Source organism: Neptuniibacter sp. QD72_48 (genome assembly GCF_047778065.1).
In the GTDB taxonomy this organism is placed as follows: Bacteria; Pseudomonadota; Gammaproteobacteria; order Pseudomonadales; family Balneatricaceae; genus Neptuniibacter.
This window is the reverse complement of record NZ_CP180547.1, coordinates 2,991,945-3,006,750: the sequence shown is the minus strand read 5'-3', so window position 1 is coordinate 3,006,750 and position 14,806 is coordinate 2,991,945. Positions and strand designations below refer to the sequence as shown.

At 45.0% G+C, this 14,806-nt stretch carries 15 protein-coding genes; 8 read left to right on the top strand and 7 right to left on the bottom strand.

Translation table 11 applies throughout. The features are described 5' to 3' along the window. Nucleotides 1-23: 23 nt before the first annotated feature. Entirely contained in the window at nucleotides 24-437 is a 414-nt protein-coding gene (locus ACMXYX_RS13630; RefSeq protein ID WP_415882194.1) for a rhodanese-like domain-containing protein, read from the bottom strand. A 227-nt stretch (nucleotides 438-664) separates the two neighbouring features. Between ACMXYX_RS13630 and gpmI the strand changes: the two genes are divergently transcribed. The 4 genes from gpmI to ACMXYX_RS13610 are packed head-to-tail and all read left to right on the top strand — an operon-like array spanning nucleotide 665 to nucleotide 5,581. Beyond that, nucleotides 665-2,215, top strand: coding sequence for a 2,3-bisphosphoglycerate-independent phosphoglycerate mutase (gpmI, locus tag ACMXYX_RS13625; protein WP_415896852.1), 1,551 nt, complete (start codon nucleotides 665-667; stop codon nucleotides 2,213-2,215). Nucleotides 2,216-2,270: 55 nt separating this feature from the next. Next, on the top strand, nucleotides 2,271-3,413 hold the full coding sequence (locus ACMXYX_RS13620; protein WP_415896851.1) for a murein hydrolase activator EnvC family protein: 1,143 nt from the start codon (nucleotides 2,271-2,273) through the stop codon (nucleotides 3,411-3,413). A gap of 19 nt (nucleotides 3,414-3,432) precedes the next feature. Continuing rightward, nucleotides 3,433-4,734, top strand: a complete 1,302-nt coding sequence (locus tag ACMXYX_RS13615) for a S41 family peptidase (protein ID WP_415906107.1) — start codon at nucleotides 3,433-3,435, stop codon at nucleotides 4,732-4,734. Nucleotide 4,735: 1 nt separating this feature from the next. Then, nucleotides 4,736-5,581 carry a divergent polysaccharide deacetylase family protein gene (locus ACMXYX_RS13610; protein WP_415896849.1) on the top strand — a complete coding sequence of 282 codons (846 nt, stop codon included), beginning with the start codon at nucleotides 4,736-4,738 and terminating at the stop codon, nucleotides 5,579-5,581. A 4-nt stretch (nucleotides 5,582-5,585) separates the two neighbouring features. On the opposite strand, the gene ACMXYX_RS13605 is transcribed toward ACMXYX_RS13610, so the two are convergent. The 5 genes from ACMXYX_RS13605 to coaBC form a co-directional block, all read right to left on the bottom strand. After that, complete coding sequence (locus ACMXYX_RS13605) at nucleotides 5,586-6,368, bottom strand: sulfite exporter TauE/SafE family protein (protein ID WP_415906106.1); 783 nt, start codon at nucleotides 6,366-6,368, stop codon at nucleotides 5,586-5,588. A 77-nt stretch (nucleotides 6,369-6,445) separates the two neighbouring features. Then, a complete protein-coding gene (gene slmA, locus ACMXYX_RS13600; RefSeq protein ID WP_415889073.1) occupies nucleotides 6,446-7,039 on the bottom strand; it encodes a nucleoid occlusion factor SlmA in 594 nt (197 codons plus the stop codon). Between the two features lie 9 nt (nucleotides 7,040-7,048). Beyond that, nucleotides 7,049-7,948 (bottom strand): acetylglutamate kinase, encoded by a 900-nt coding sequence (gene argB / locus ACMXYX_RS13595; RefSeq protein ID WP_415882187.1) that lies wholly within the window; start codon nucleotides 7,946-7,948, stop codon nucleotides 7,049-7,051. Nucleotides 7,949-8,013: 65 nt separating this feature from the next. Continuing rightward, nucleotides 8,014-9,402: a phosphomannomutase/phosphoglucomutase gene (locus ACMXYX_RS13590; protein WP_415906105.1), complete on the bottom strand. Its 1,389-nt coding sequence runs from the start codon at nucleotides 9,400-9,402 to the stop codon at nucleotides 8,014-8,016. 42 nt (nucleotides 9,403-9,444) lie between these two features. Next, a complete protein-coding gene (coaBC, locus tag ACMXYX_RS13585; protein ID WP_415906104.1) occupies nucleotides 9,445-10,677 on the bottom strand; it encodes a bifunctional phosphopantothenoylcysteine decarboxylase/phosphopantothenate--cysteine ligase CoaBC in 1,233 nt (410 codons plus the stop codon). Between the two features lie 215 nt (nucleotides 10,678-10,892). On the opposite strand from coaBC, the gene radC reads away from it, so the two are divergent. The 3 genes from radC (at nucleotide 10,893) to rpmG (ending at nucleotide 12,196) form a co-directional block, all read left to right on the top strand. Beyond that, nucleotides 10,893-11,567, top strand: a complete 675-nt coding sequence (gene radC, locus ACMXYX_RS13580) for a RadC family protein (protein ID WP_415906103.1) — start codon at nucleotides 10,893-10,895, stop codon at nucleotides 11,565-11,567. Between the two features lie 213 nt (nucleotides 11,568-11,780). Then, complete coding sequence (gene rpmB / locus ACMXYX_RS13575) at nucleotides 11,781-12,017, top strand: 50S ribosomal protein L28 (protein ID WP_415882183.1); 237 nt, start codon at nucleotides 11,781-11,783, stop codon at nucleotides 12,015-12,017. An 11-nt stretch (nucleotides 12,018-12,028) separates the two neighbouring features. Continuing rightward, nucleotides 12,029-12,196: a 50S ribosomal protein L33 gene (rpmG, locus tag ACMXYX_RS13570; protein ID WP_007023004.1), complete on the top strand. Its 168-nt coding sequence runs from the start codon at nucleotides 12,029-12,031 to the stop codon at nucleotides 12,194-12,196. A gap of 70 nt (nucleotides 12,197-12,266) precedes the next feature. On the opposite strand, the gene ACMXYX_RS13565 is transcribed toward rpmG, so the two are convergent. After that, entirely contained in the window at nucleotides 12,267-13,850 is a 1,584-nt protein-coding gene (locus tag ACMXYX_RS13565) for a cation:proton antiporter (RefSeq protein ID WP_415906102.1), read from the bottom strand. A 133-nt stretch (nucleotides 13,851-13,983) separates the two neighbouring features. On the opposite strand from ACMXYX_RS13565, the gene mutM reads away from it, so the two are divergent. After that, on the top strand, nucleotides 13,984-14,796 hold the full coding sequence (gene mutM / locus ACMXYX_RS13560; RefSeq protein WP_415882181.1) for a bifunctional DNA-formamidopyrimidine glycosylase/DNA-(apurinic or apyrimidinic site) lyase: 813 nt from the start codon (nucleotides 13,984-13,986) through the stop codon (nucleotides 14,794-14,796). The last annotated feature ends 10 nt before the right edge of the window (nucleotides 14,797-14,806 follow it).

The following is a 14,806-nucleotide window of genomic DNA, read 5'->3' as shown; positions in this document are numbered from 1 at the left end:
GGTAACTTCTTTCATCGTGATTATTACTTAACAATCGGAAGACTTTGGCCTTTCCATTCGGTCATACCGCCAGATAGGCGCACCGCATTTTCAAAGCCTTCAGCCTTAAGTTTGCGAGTAGCAGCGCTTGCTGCCTGACCTAAATTACATACAACGATAATCGGGCGTTGTTTGTACTTAGTTAGCTCGTCCATACGACGATCTAAATCAGAAAGAGGGATGTGCTTTGCATTGGTGATATGACCTGTTGCCCACTCTTTTTTAGGGCGGATATCAACGATGATTGCGTCTTCTTTGTTGATTAGGTTTGTTGCTTGCGCCGGAGTAACGGCTTTGCCTGCTTTACTACGTTCATAAAGAACGAACATCACTAGAGTTAAAAGCCAAGCACCAACCAAGAATGGGTGGTTGCCGATAAATTCGATAAATTGATCCATTTCTAATCCAAATAAGGTCTTACCTGAAGACCATTAAAAACTGTTGATCGACGATTGAGGAGCAATAGTATACCTCGCGATTTTTGACGGTATAAGGGGAAGACGTGGTGAAAATGATTATTTAGTGGCAATTATTCTGCTTCGGGCCTTCAATCGTTAGCCTTAAAGGGGCTTTCCAAGTAAAATTGGCGGCAATTTTATAACCGTTGCAACAGAATCCTACAGATATGACACAAACGCGCGCGACAAAAGCTTTGATCATCCTTGATGGTTACGGTGTAGAAAGTTCAGAATCTTCAGCAATTCAGGCAGCTAATACCCCAGTATGGGATGCACTGCTTGCTGATAATCCAAATGCTCGAATCGAAACTTCAGGTATGGCTGTTGGCTTGCCGGATGGACAGATGGGTAACTCAGAAGTTGGCCATATGAATATTGGTGCAGGGCGCACGGTTTATCAAAACTTCACGCGTATCTCCAAAGCGATTGAAGATGGTGATTTCTTCGATAACGAGACGCTAGTGAATGCGATGGATTCTGCCATTTCGCAAGACAAAGCGGTTCACATTTTGGGCTTGTTATCACCAGGTGGCGTTCACAGCCATGAAGAACATATCTTTGCGCTGTTAGAGATGGCTGTAAAACTTGGTGCGACAAAGCTTTATGTTCATGCCATTTTGGATGGTCGTGATATGCCACCACGTTCTGCGGAACCATCGATTCACCGTACGGAAGAAAAGCTAGCCGCACTCGGTGTAGGTTCCATTGCTTCTGTAGCGGGCCGTTATTTTACAATGGATCGTGATAACCGTTGGGATCGCGTGCAGAACGGTTACGATGCAATGACTATCGGTCAAGCGCCTTGCAAAGCTGAATCTGCCATTCAAGCGCTGAATGAAGCTTATGCGCGTGATGAGAACGATGAATTTGTTCAAGCAACAGTAATTACGGATGCTACTGGCGAAGCGAAAGGTCTAGTTGCTGACGGTGATGCGCTAATCTGTGCGAACTTCCGTCCTGATCGCGCTCGTGAGATTACTCGTGCATTTACTGAAGGTAGCAGCTTTGACGGTTTTACACGTGAAAAAGCACCAGAACTAGCTGCATATGTAATGATGACTCAGTACGCATCTGATATCGATGCTGCTTGTGCTTATCCACCGCAAGCGATTCAAAATGATCTAGGTGAGTACCTATCTGGTTTGGGCAAAACCCAACTGCGTATTGCTGAAACTGAAAAATATGCTCATGTGACTTTCTTCTTCAATGGTGGTCAGGAAGAAGTTTACGAAGGTGAAGATCGTATTTTGGTTCCTTCCCCAGATGTTGCGACTTATGATTTGCAGCCTGAGATGAGTGCGCCAGAAGTGACTGAAAAGTTAGTTGGAGCGATTAAGAGCGGTAAGTATGACCTGATCGTTTGTAACTATGCGAACGGTGATATGGTTGGCCATACCGGTAAATTTGATGCAGCTGTGAAAGCTTGTGAAGTCGTTGATGATAGCGTTAAACAGGTACTAGAAGCGCTACGAGAAGTCGGTGGTGAAGCACTGATAACTGCTGATCACGGCAATGTTGAGTTGATGGTTAATCCAGAAACAGGGCAGCCTCATACATCTCACACAATCTGGCCAGTGGCGTTGATTTACGATGGTCCACGTGCAGAAAATCTCAAGCTAGAAGACGGTGCGCTTTGTGATTTAGCACCAACTCTGCTGTCCTTGATGGACATTGAGGTGCCTGCGGAAATGACGGGCAGATCTTTAGCATCCTTCTAAAGAGGCTTTAAAAGGGATAACTCGTTTATCCCTTTTTATTTTGTGCAGAAAAATTATGGTGCGATCTTTACCTGCCTTTATTTTCTTACTGTTTAGCTTGCTTACGTCATCTGTAGTGTTGGCAGAGGACGAACAAGCATTAACTGAAAAGCAGATAAAGCAGCTCAATTCACGTATAGCCTCTTTGCAAAAAAACATGCGCTCGCAAGAGGGTGAGTCTCGTGAATTAAGTAAAGAACTCCGTGACAGTGAAGTAAAAATTGGCAAGTTAGCCCGTCAGATCCAATCACTGGATAAGCAATTAAGTGGTCTTGGTTCTCACGCTGATTCCCTTGAACAGAAGCGAGATGCTTTAAAAGTCGAGCTTAAGAAGCGTTCCGAACTAATCGCTAAGCAGATAGCCCAGCAATATAAAATGGGTAACCAAGCGCGCTTACAGCTGCTGCTTACTCAGCGAAATCCTGAAACATTAGATCGAGCTATTCGCTATTATGACTTCGTAAATAAAGAGTTACGCCAAGACCTGATTCTTTTCAAAACCAAACTGGCGGATCTTTCCGGAACTGAATTAGAGTTAACCGATACCGAGCAAAAAATGGTCCTCAAGCGCGAAGAATTGCGTAAAGAGGTCACTGCTCTGAGGGCCTCTCAAGCGAAGCGAAAAGATACCCTTGATCGGCTAACAAAAGCCCTTTACACAGACAAAAAGAAGCTTAAGCAGCTCAAGCTGGATCAAAAGCGTTTACGTGCAGTACTAACTGAAATTGAGAAAAGCTTAAATTTCGCCACGCTTGTCAAAGACGATAAATCCTTTAAACAATTAAAAGGTAAGCTACCTTGGCCGTTAAAAGGTAAGGTGAAGCAGAATTATGGTACTGTCAGAAATAATATCCGTTATGATGGGATCTGGATTCAAGCTTCGAAAGCGGAGCCTGTAAAAGCGGTTCATCATGGGCGCGTAGTATTTTCAGATTGGCTTAGAGGTTATGGCTTAGTTTTGATTATTGATCATGGCTCAGGTTATCTAAGTTTGTATGGTTATAATCAAAGTTTGTTATTAGAAACAGGCGATTGGGTTGCCGCGGGTGATGCGATCGCAACGGCAGGGCAAAGTGGGGGCCGTACTCAAACAGGTCTTTATTTTGCGGTTCGTTATAAAGGTAAGCCGAGTAATCCAAAAAGCTGGTTGAAGCGCTAACATTATTAGGGAAGAAATTATGAAGTCAGTTTTATGTTCGGGCGGGTTCAAACGTACCTTGCTTGGTATAGTTGTTGGTTCGCTTGTCTCTTTCCCGCTTTATGCTGCTGATCCAAAGCCTGCAGATACTTCTGCTGTCACAGACGAAAAAGTATTGCCCTTAGATGAACTTCGATTATTCACTGAAGTGTTTCAGCGTATTAAATCCTCCTATGTTGAGCCAGTTGATGATGCGCGTCTGCTTGAAGATGCTCTGCGAGGCATGATTGCAGGACTAGATCCCCATTCCGCTTATTTGGAACCCGATGAATTTGAGAGTCTACAAGCAAACACTAGTGGTGAATTTGGTGGTTTAGGTATCGAAGTAGGCTCTGAAGATGGCTTTATTCGTGTGATCACGCCTATTGATGATACGCCAGCTCAACGTGCTGGGGTTAAAGCGGGTGATTTGATTACTAAGCTCGATGATACGCCTGTACAGGGTATGCCGCTGAGTGAAGCTGTAGAGCTAATGCGGGGTAAGCCGGGCAGTAAACTCCTGTTGACCATTGTACGTGAAGGCGAAGAAAAACCGCTGGAGATTGAAGTTGTAAGAGACATTATTCAAGTGGCGAGTGTTAAAAGTCGCATGTTGGATGAGGGGTTCGGCTATCTACGTGTTTCCCAATTTCAAGTAGATTCAGGAAAAGAGGTTAACAAACACCTTAAGCGCTTGATGAAAAATGATCTGAAAGGTGTTGTCTTGGATCTTCGTAATAACCCAGGTGGTGTATTACAAGCGGCAGTGGATATCAGTGATACTTTCCTAAACGATGGCCTGATTGTTTATACCAAAGGTCGTTTAGCAGATTCTGAGCAGCGCTTTAGTGCGACTAGCGATACTTTACTTCCAGAGCTTCCACTTGTTGTCCTGATTAATGGCGGTTCGGCATCGGCTTCAGAGATTGTTGCGGGTGCGCTTCAGGATCAAGAGCGTGCGGTTATTATGGGAGTTGATAGTTTTGGTAAAGGCTCGGTTCAAACGGTTCTGCCTTTAACAAAAGAGCGTGCGCTAAAAATTACTACGGCTAGATACTACACCCCCAATGGCCGTTCTATTCAGGCACAAGGCATCAAACCAGATATTGAGGTTAATGATGCTGAGTTAACCTTGCGCGAAGGCGGCCCTGAATATTTGAAAGAAAAAGATCTAAGTGGCCATCTTGAAAATGGTGAGAAGAAGGCTGCGGAAGAAGCGAAAAAAGATAATCTTGCAGCGAGAGATTATCAGTTATATGAAGCTTTAAACTTGCTAAAAGCTCTAGCGATCGTGCGTAAGTGATATGCAACTTTTTAGACGGTTTTTCTCAGCGGTTATTACTCTTGGTGCTTTAGTTGGCCCTAGTTATGCCGACCCAGTATTCACAGATAACCAGCCGGTGATGGCAATTGTTATTGATGATATTGGTGATAACCGTAAAAAAGGTTTGGCTGCGATCGACCTACCTGGTGCGATTACCTATGCATTTCTGCCCCATACCCCTCACTCCTATGATCTAGCAGAAATAGCATACAAGCAGGGTAAAGAGGTTATATTGCATGCGCCAATGCAAAATAAAGCGGGACTTCGTCTAGGGCCAGGCGCGTTAACTGAGCAGTTATCTAGGCAAGAGATTCAACAGGTACTGCATAATAGTCTGGATTCGATTCCCCATGTAGTTGGAATGAACAACCACATGGGAAGTCTTCTGACTGAAAACCGTCAAAAGATGAAAGAGATTATGGCTGTGGCAAAACAGCGTAATATCTTCTTTATCGATAGTGTGACAACAGGTCGAAGTGTGGCTTGGAAGGTGGCCCATGAACACCAGATCCCCTACCTAGTAAGGGATGTCTTTTTAGATAACAAACAAAATTGGAATTATATCCATAACCAGTTCAAACAAGCTTTAAGTTTGGCTGTTACGCAGGGGCATGCCGTTGTAATAGGGCATCCTTATCCAGCAACAGTGGAGTATTTATCTGAAGCACTGCCTATTCTCGAGCAATTAGGTATCCGCTTAGTGTCGGCGTCTGAGTTGCTTAATATTCGATCTCGCACTCAGTTGCTAATGGCTCAACCGAAAGTGGAGCCTTGCGATCGTAGCGAAGGGCACTGCCAAGCTTTACCGGTTGCGATTAAACATTAAGGCTTTAGAGAGCCATTAATATTCCGATCCCATCCCCCGTCAGTTTTATTCCTACTAGAACTGTGAGCGTTTCGAATGCTCTTTTTATCAGCTGATTACCTTGAGTAATGGCTAAATGTGCACCTGTATAAGAGCCGATAGTGGCGCCGATCAACAGTGCAGGTAACCATTCCCAACGAGGATCTACCTGTAGTGCTACGGTAATAGCGCCGGTGGAGTTCCAGAACAAACCTACCAGAATCAAGACATAGGTGACGGCCGTTTTGTAGTCTAGACCGAACCAGCGAACGAGCCAGAGTGTGACAAATAAGCCAGTGCCTGAAGTCAAAGAGCCGTTTAAGGCGCCAATAACGAACAGTATACCACCCCCAACGATAAGTCCTAACCGATCTCTGTTACGAGGTTCTGCGGTAAGTCCAAGCGCCTTCTTACGAAACGAATAGATGCCCAATCCAGTTGTTAATAAGCCTAAACTGAGTATGGTCCAGCCTTCGGGGATGTCGATGATGATATCAGCCCCGATAACCACGCCGGGCAGGCCGCATAGCAATATAAATCCACAAAACTTATAGTCCAGCTTTCCTTCACGCAGATGCCTAATGGTTGCACCTATACCTAAGGCTACGCTGGCCATTTTATGGGTGGCAAGTGCTGTATTGAAACTTAAGCCAAGGAACAGCAGTACAGGGAGTTGCAGTAATCCTGCTCCGCCTCCGGCCATTGCTGATAAGGAATTGGCGAAAAATGAGAGAACAAATAATCCGCCGTGTTCAATAAGTTGATCCATAGTTGTGCTGGTGGCCCCGTAGAAATAAAAAAGGGGAAGCTAGCTTCCCCTTAAAGAGTCATTGTACCAAGCGTCAATTAGGCTGGGCGGAAAGCGCCGGCAGCAATTCGCGGCCATTGCTCGCTCCACTGCTCTGTCGGCGTTTTGCGGAACTCTGTTCGTACAAATTGACGGATGCGACCTTCGCAACACGCAAGCATCAAGTTGGCAGTTGCTCCAGCTGTTGTTTCAGTACGTAAGCCTTCTTTGACTTCTGCTTCGCGCAAGATCTGTTTGATCTGTGTTTCTAAGCGTTCGAAGAACTGATTGATACGCTGTCTTAGGCGATCGGTTTCACCGGTTAAAGCATCACCTGTAAGCAGTCGTGCCATGCCAGGGTTGCGTTCAACAAATGCTAATAGCAGAGTAAGTACTTGCTCGCATTGTTTGATTGCGCTTGGTTCAACTTGTGTGATCGCAGTAACACGACTAAACACTGTATCTTCGATAAAGCCGATAAGGCCTTCAAACATGCGTGCTTTACTTGGAAAGTGGCGATAAAGCGCTGCTTCAGATACACCCACTTCTTTAGCTAGGGCTGCAGTTGTAATTTTTTGCCCCGGGTTTTCCAGCATGCGAGCAAGGCTTTGAAGAATCTGTTCGCGGCGGGATACTTTGACTGTTTCGCTCATGGTTCGTCCTTATCCGCGGTTGGTGATCAGAGTACCAACACCTTCATCGGTAAAGATTTCTAGCATGCAGGAGTGTTCTACACGGCCATCAATAATATGAGAGCTGTTTACGCCGCTTTTAACTGCGCTTAGTGCACAGCCGATTTTAGGCAGCATACCGCCGTAGATTGTGCCATCTTCAATTAGATCATCTACTTGTTTGGTTGTTAGGCCGGTTAGGATATTGCCGTCTTTATCCATTAAGCCTGCAATATTGGTCAATAGAATCAGCTTTTCAGCTTGCAGTACTTCAGCAACTTTACCAGCAACTAAGTCTGCATTGATGTTGTAGGACGCGCCGTCTTCACCCACACCAATCGGTGCAATCACAGGAATAATGTCGGAGTTAACCAACATATCTAGCACCTTAACGTTAACGCTTTCTACTTCGCCTACGTGGCCAATATCGACGATTTCCGGTGCCTCCATCTCAGGTGTTTTATGTTCAACGCGTAGCTTTTTAGCACGTAGAAGTTGACCGTCTTTACCTGTTAAGCCAATAGCTTGGCCGCCGTTATTGTTGATCAGGCCAACGATCTGTTTGTTTACCGCGCCGCCCAATACCATCTCGGCAACGTCCATTGTTTTGGAATCGGTTACACGCATACCGTTGATAAAGTGTGATTCGATTTTCAGATCTTCTAACAGTTGTCCGATCTGCGGGCCGCCTCCGTGTACAACAATTGGGTTAATACCAATCAGCTTCATCATCACAATGTCACGGGCAAAGCTGTTTTGCAGCTTTTCATCAATCATGGCGTTACCGCCATATTTGATGACAATTGTTTTGCCGACAAAGCGCTGAATATATGGCATAGCCTCGCTCAATACATGAGCGGTAGTCATGGCATCTTTACGTGTTAGAGGCATAGTCTTTCCTTAAAATTATTATATGAGTGCACCGATTTAATCGGTGCACTCCTGCCGTTTGGGCTTTATTCGTGTGGGATAACGAGACTGTTATCCACTTCATGTAGCTTTTGCTCGAAATCGTTTCGGATACGCAATAACGCATCGTTTGTTTCTGCTTCAAAACGAAGAACAAGCACTGGTGTTGTATTAGATGCGCGAATTAAACCCCAGCCATCCGGGTAGTCGACGCGTACACCATCAATATGGTTGGCAGTACCGCCTTCAAAGTGTTTTTCCTGAAGGGCTGCGACAATATCGAATTTGTTTTCGTCGGTAACTGTGATGTTTAGCTCTGGTGTGCTTACATCTTCAGGGTATTGAGCGAATAGCTCTTCAACGGTTTGATCTGTATTCGCCAAAATTTCAAGAAGACGTGCTGCACTGTATAGCGCATCGTCAAAACCGTACCAACGCTCTTTAAAGAAGATATGACCACTCATTTCGCCGCCAAGCAGTGCGCCGGTTTCTTTGATTTTTTGTTTGATCAAAGAGTGGCCTGTACGCCACATAGTCGCTTTACCACCTGCTTCGGTAATCACTTTGGCGAGTAGGCGTGAGCATTTTACGTCGAAGATGATTTCTGCGCCTGGGTTGCGCTTAAGGATCTCTTCAGAGAACAGCATCATGATGCGATCTGGATATACGATATTACCTTCGTTAGTGATTACGCCTACGCGATCGCCATCACCGTCAAATGCTAGGCCTAAATCCGCACCCGTTTTTTTTACCTTTGCTATAGCATCGATCAGGTTTTTCGGTTTGCCCGGGTCTGGGTGATGGTTAGGGAAAGTGCCATCGACTTCACAATAAAGCGGGATAATCTCGCAGCCTAATTGTTCAATCAGCTTAGGCGCTAGCTCAGCTGGAATGCCGTTACCGCAATCGACAACGACTTTTAGTTTTTTATCTAGTTTGATATCCGAAAGGATGCGCTCAAGGTAGCTTTCACGGATATCTAAATCGCGTTTAGAGCCTTCGCCGTCTGAATAGTTTTGCTCAATGATACGTGTTTTAAGGGCTTGGATTTCATCGCCAGACAATGTGTGGCCGTCGATCATCATCTTAAAGCCGTTGTAATCAGCTGGGTTGTGACTACCTGTGATCATTACGCCTGTGCACTGACTATCCTGATGTGCTGCATAATAGAGGGTAGGGGTTGGTACATAGCCTGTATCTATGACCTGGCAGCCGCCATCTATTAAACCTTCACTAAAGAGTTGTTTAAGGTGCGGGCTGGATAGGCGGCCATCGGCAGCCACATTAACGTTTTCAACGCCTTGTGATTTTGCTTCGGCAGCAAAAGCTCTGCCTAGGTGGTAGACCGTGTCATCTGTTAAGGCTGAACCTACAATGCCTCGGACATCGTAAGCACGGAAAATTGCGTGGTCTAGAGAGTTTAGAGGGTAACGCATGTTAATCCTTTAATGTTCACAAAGTTTGAAATCCAAAATAAGTTATGCAGTTTCGATCTCTTTTTCCGTTACTGCACTTCCATGATACTGAGCTGCAATCTTTTCGATCAGCTTGCTGGCTAACTGGCGCTTAGAGGCTTGGGGTAAGGTTTCAGTTGTTGTCGCTGAAATAACCGTAACCGCATTTTCGTCGCTGTTAAAACCAATATCTGAGCGAGAAACATCATTTGCGATGATGAGATCGAGGTTTTTACGCTCAAGTTTGCTTTTGGCGTAGCTGATAACATCACGTGTCTCTGCAGCAAAACCCACCGTAAATGGTTTTGGTGAACTATTCGCTACAGTGGCAACAATATCTGGGTTTTTAACCAGATGAAGTTCCATGATCTCTTCTGTGCCTTTCTTTATTTTGTGTTCAGCTATAGCCGTAGGGCGGTAGTCTGCTACTGCCGCCGCTGCGATGAAGATGTCGCATAGAGAGAGATCTTCCAGAGAGGCGTTAAGCATCTCTTCGGCGCTTTCCACTGACGTTCTGTCAATGCGAGCCGGTGCAGGAAGATTTACAGGGCCACTAATTAATTTAACTTTAGCACCCGCTTCCATTGCAGCTTCTGCAAGAGCGTAGCCCATTTTTCCTGAGCTATGGTTGGATATATATCGCACAGGGTCTAATGGTTCTCGGGTAGGGCCAGCGGTAATAAAGACGGTTTTACCTGTCAGGCTACCCCGGTCAAATTGGGCTGCTGTTAGTTCTGCTATCTCCGTTGGTTCTAGCATACGGCCTGGACCAGTATCGCCACAGGCTTGCTCACCTACACCTGGTCCAAATAGTTTGAGGCCACGAGATTCCAGTGTTGTTGCGTTCTTTTGTGTGCCTTCGTCACGCCACATTGCTTGATTCATCGCTGGGGCTAAGCAGATAGGTGCATCTGTCGCTAGGCAGATCGTTGTTAGTAGATCATCGCCTTGGCCTGAGGCTAATCGAGCCATAAAGTTCGCACTTGCTGGCGCAATCAGGATCAAATCAGCCCATTTAGCTAATTCAATATGACCCATGCCTGCTTCTGCTTCGGCATCAAGAAGATGCTGGTGGACGGGATTACCTGAGAGAGCTTGTAAAGTCAGTGGGGTAATAAACTCGGTTGCAGAGGCTGTCATTACAACGCGAACTTCAGCACCGGCTCCTTTGAGGATTCGAGTTAACTCTGCGCTTTTATAAGCTGCAATACCGCCGGTGATTCCAAGAATAATTTGTTTGTTAGTAAGTCTCTGCATACTGGCTAACTACTGTAATCTTTGCGTTTGTAGCGTCGGTAATCTAAATGACGCTGAAATAAAAAGGATCGATACCATACCATTTTCAAGTAAAGTTTCGTAGATTGTATGGCGTTAAATTAATGCAATTCATCAAGGATGATGACTCTTCTCAAGGTTTGAAAGCCTTTGCTTCGTGAGTGGCAAATAGAGAAGAGATAAAATGGAGACCTCTTATGTCTATTTCGCATTGGCCGGAAGCCGAGCGACCTCGGGAAAAGCTTTTGCTTCAAGGCGCGGCTTCGCTGTCAGATGCCGAACTCTTAGCTATCTTTTTACGCACAGGGGTAAAAGGTAAAAGCGCGGTGGATCTGGCTCGCGATTTATTAACTACATTTGGTTCTTTACGCGCGCTTCTCGAAAGTGATGAAAAGGCTTTTTGTTCCGCGCATGGCTTAGGTTCTGCAAAATATGCCCAATTGCAGGCTGTTTTGGAAATGAGTCGCAGGCATCTACAAGCCTCTATTGAAAAAGGAGATGCGATGGAGAGGCCGGAGCAGGTGAAAAATTATCTGGCTTCGCAACTGCGTCATCATCAAAGAGAGGTGTTTGCTTGTCTCTTTCTGGATAACAAGCACCGCGTACTTAAATATGAAGCGTTATTCTTTGGCACGATTAACGCAGCGGCAGTCTATCCCCGCGAGGTCGTCGCAAAAGCATTGGAGCACAATGCTGCGGCGGTCATTCTTGCTCATAATCACCCATCAGGTGTTGCTGAGCCCAGTATGGCTGATCAGCACATAACCGAACGACTTATAAACGCATTGGAGGTGATCGAAGTTAGGGTTTTAGATCATATGATTGTCGGGGATCTTGAGATTGTTTCGTTTGCTGAGCGGGGATTATTATAAAAGTTATTAAGTGCTGGTGAATGTGTATGCTCTTGTGTATAATTCGCGGCCTTCTATCCATACTCCGGTACGGTATCTTGTCTAGTTACGGGACGCTCCGCCTGAGAAACGGTTTGGACTCTGGAGAGTACAGAGGCTTTTCCTTACGCCGTTTCAATAAAAAAAGAGAATAAAGGATAGATTCGTAACCCTTAATTTTAAAGGCTTTATAATATGTCTAAAGTTTGCATGGTAACTGGTAAGCGTCCAGTTACAGGAAACAATGTTTCCCACTCACAGCGTAAAACACGCCGTCGTTTTCTTCCAAACCTGCACTGGCACCGTTTTTGGGTAGAAAGCGAAAACAAATTCGTACGTCTACGTGTTTCCTCTAAAGGTATGCGTATCATCGACAAAAAAGGCATCGACACAGTTCTAGCTGAAGTTCGTGCTAACGGCATCAAAGTTTAAGGAGCAGAATCATGGCTAAAGGCGCACGCGAAAAGATCAAGCTAGTTTCTTCTGCTGGCACAGGTCACTTCTACACTACTGACAAAAACAAGCGTAACACTCCTGAAAAGATGGTGTTCAAAAAGTACGATCCAGTAGTTCGTAAGCACGTTGAATACAAAGAATCTAAGATTAAATAAGATCTTACTTTCTTCTAAAAAACCCAGCCTAGGCTGGGTTTTTTATTGTCTGCTGTTTAGCAACCGCAGATTACTCTGCGGCTGCTTTTGGATGGTTTATTAACTGTAAACTCTCTTCGGCGAAACCGAAGCCTGCTTCTGTATAGAAGTTGAAAACAGTATGAATGCCGCCATCAACGAGTTGTTTATGTTCATCTGGGAAGCGGGCAATTGCAGCAATCTCCCCAGGGTAGTTAGCGCTGTGCAGCTGTTCAGCAATGTTGAGACTATCCTCTATCGAAGGCAGTGCAAGCAAGACTAGTTTGATATTTTTGACATCCATATTGCACCAAAGGTCGGCATCCTCACCATCACCATAGAAAACGTGTAATCCTTTGTTTTGGAATTTCTGAATACGGCTACGGTCTGCATCCATTCCCCAAACTTTATCCCCAACAATGCTATGCAGGGCATTGAAAGCGCCTTTTCCGACACGACCAAGTCCGATCACTAATATTTCAGAATCTTTCGGCTGAACAAAGATATCGCTTGGAAGAGGAGTGTTTGATTCGTAACTTTTAATCTTCTCTTTATGGCGTAAATAAAAGGAGTGCGCAGAACGGTAGACTACACTGGTTAGGATAAATGATAGTGAAACAGCAAGCGCTAGAATGACCAACCACTCTTTACTTAGCCAGCCGCTATCTACACAAAGATAAGCAACAATTAATCCGAATTCACTGAAGTTACTCAGTGCTAAGGCACATAGATAAGACGTTCGTCCGCGAAGATTCAAGCGGGTGAAAATTCCAAAGAACATGATGTATTTTAATGGAATTAGAACCGCAAGGATCGCTGCCATGCCTAGCATTGACCAGTCAGGTAAGGCTGTGAACCCTATAGATAGGAAGAAGCCAATCAGGAATAGATCTTTAAAGCTTAAGAGGGACTTAGTTAATTCGCTTGCTTTAGGGTGAGTGCTTAATAACATGCCGAAGACAAGTGCTCCTAAATCGCCTTTCACACCTACTAGGTTAAATAGTTCATAACCGCCTAGTGCTAGAAAGAAGCCGGCCAAAGGCAGCAATTCACCATGGCCTGCACGCATTAGCAAATGATTCAGCAGAGGGCGAACGAAGACTAAACCGAATAAGCCTAGGGCCCATATTGATGGGATTTTCCCCGTGGCGGCCACAAGGAACAGAACGGCAACAATATCTTGCATAACCAAGACGCCAATGGCGAGTTGACCATGCCTTGTTTTCATCTCACCGCTTTCCTCTAAAAGCTTCACGATACATACGGTACTGCTGAAGCTAAGGGCGAAGCCGATCAGAGCAGCAGATTTAAGATCTAGATCTGAAAAGTACGGAATTGAAAGGGTGGCGAGCAGTATAAATGCAGAGCCGGCTAAAAGTGTCCAGAGTGTCATATGGGACAGTGTGCTGGCCCACACTTCTGTTTTTAATAGGTCTTTTACATTTAACTTCAGGCCGATAGTGAAAAGCATCAAGGTGATACCTAGGTCAGCCAAGGTTTGTAAACTATCTACTGGTTCAACACCAATAAAGTGCAGGAAGAAACCTGCAAATAGGTACCCTATAAGAGGGGGCATCTCAATCAATCGCAGTGTGTAACCGCAGACGAATGCAAATAAGATCCAGATAAAATCCATTGAGTACAAATCACCTTACTAAATTAGACCTAGAATGTAGCATAGCTTGACTAACGTCGGCATTGAGATAGGCCCTTAATTCATTGATTTTATGTTAGTCTAAGCTTTCAATGTTGTATTACAGTTGAAATTCATGCCTGAATTGCCAGAAGTAGAAACGACCTGTAGAGGCATTAGCCCTCATGTTAATCAGCAGAAAGTAACCCGCTTGTTGATCCGCAATCCTAATCTTCGTTGGCCTATTCCTGATTTTCTTGCTGATGAGGTAGAAGGACAGGTGATTGAATCTGTTGGTCGCCGCGGAAAATATATTCTTCTCAAAATATCTACCGGCGAAGTGATGGTGCATCTGGGGATGTCAGGTAGCTTAAGAATTGTTGAGCAAGATGAGCCCGTACTTAAACATGATCATGTGGATTTCTGTTTCGGGAATGGCAAGGCTTTGAGGCTGACGGATCCGCGCCGTTTTGGCTCTGTTTTGTGGCAACCGCTTAATGAACACCATGAACTGCTATATAAGTTAGGCCCAGAGCCTCTTTGTGAGCAATTTGATGCTAAGCACCTTCATGCAATCTGCGCTGGACGTAAAGCGGCTATCAAACAAGTGATTATGGATAGTAAAGTCGTGGTTGGGGTTGGGAATATCTATGCCACCGAGGCGCTCTTTCTGTCAGGTATCGATCCGAGGCGAGCAGCCGGTAATATCTCTTATGAACGCTTAGCGTGTTTAGTTGAGAATATTAAAAAAGTGTTGGCTGCCGCAATTGAGCAAGGTGGTACAACGCTGAAAGATTTTGTAGGTGGCGATGGTAAACCGGGCTACTTTAAGCAAAAGCTCAATGTTTATGGGCGAAAAGGGGAGCCTTGTGTACAGTGTATGGCTCCATTAACAGAAGTACGCTTGGGGCAGCGCTCCACAGTGTTTTGTAAACACTGCCAGCGATAAGTTGAGTTGA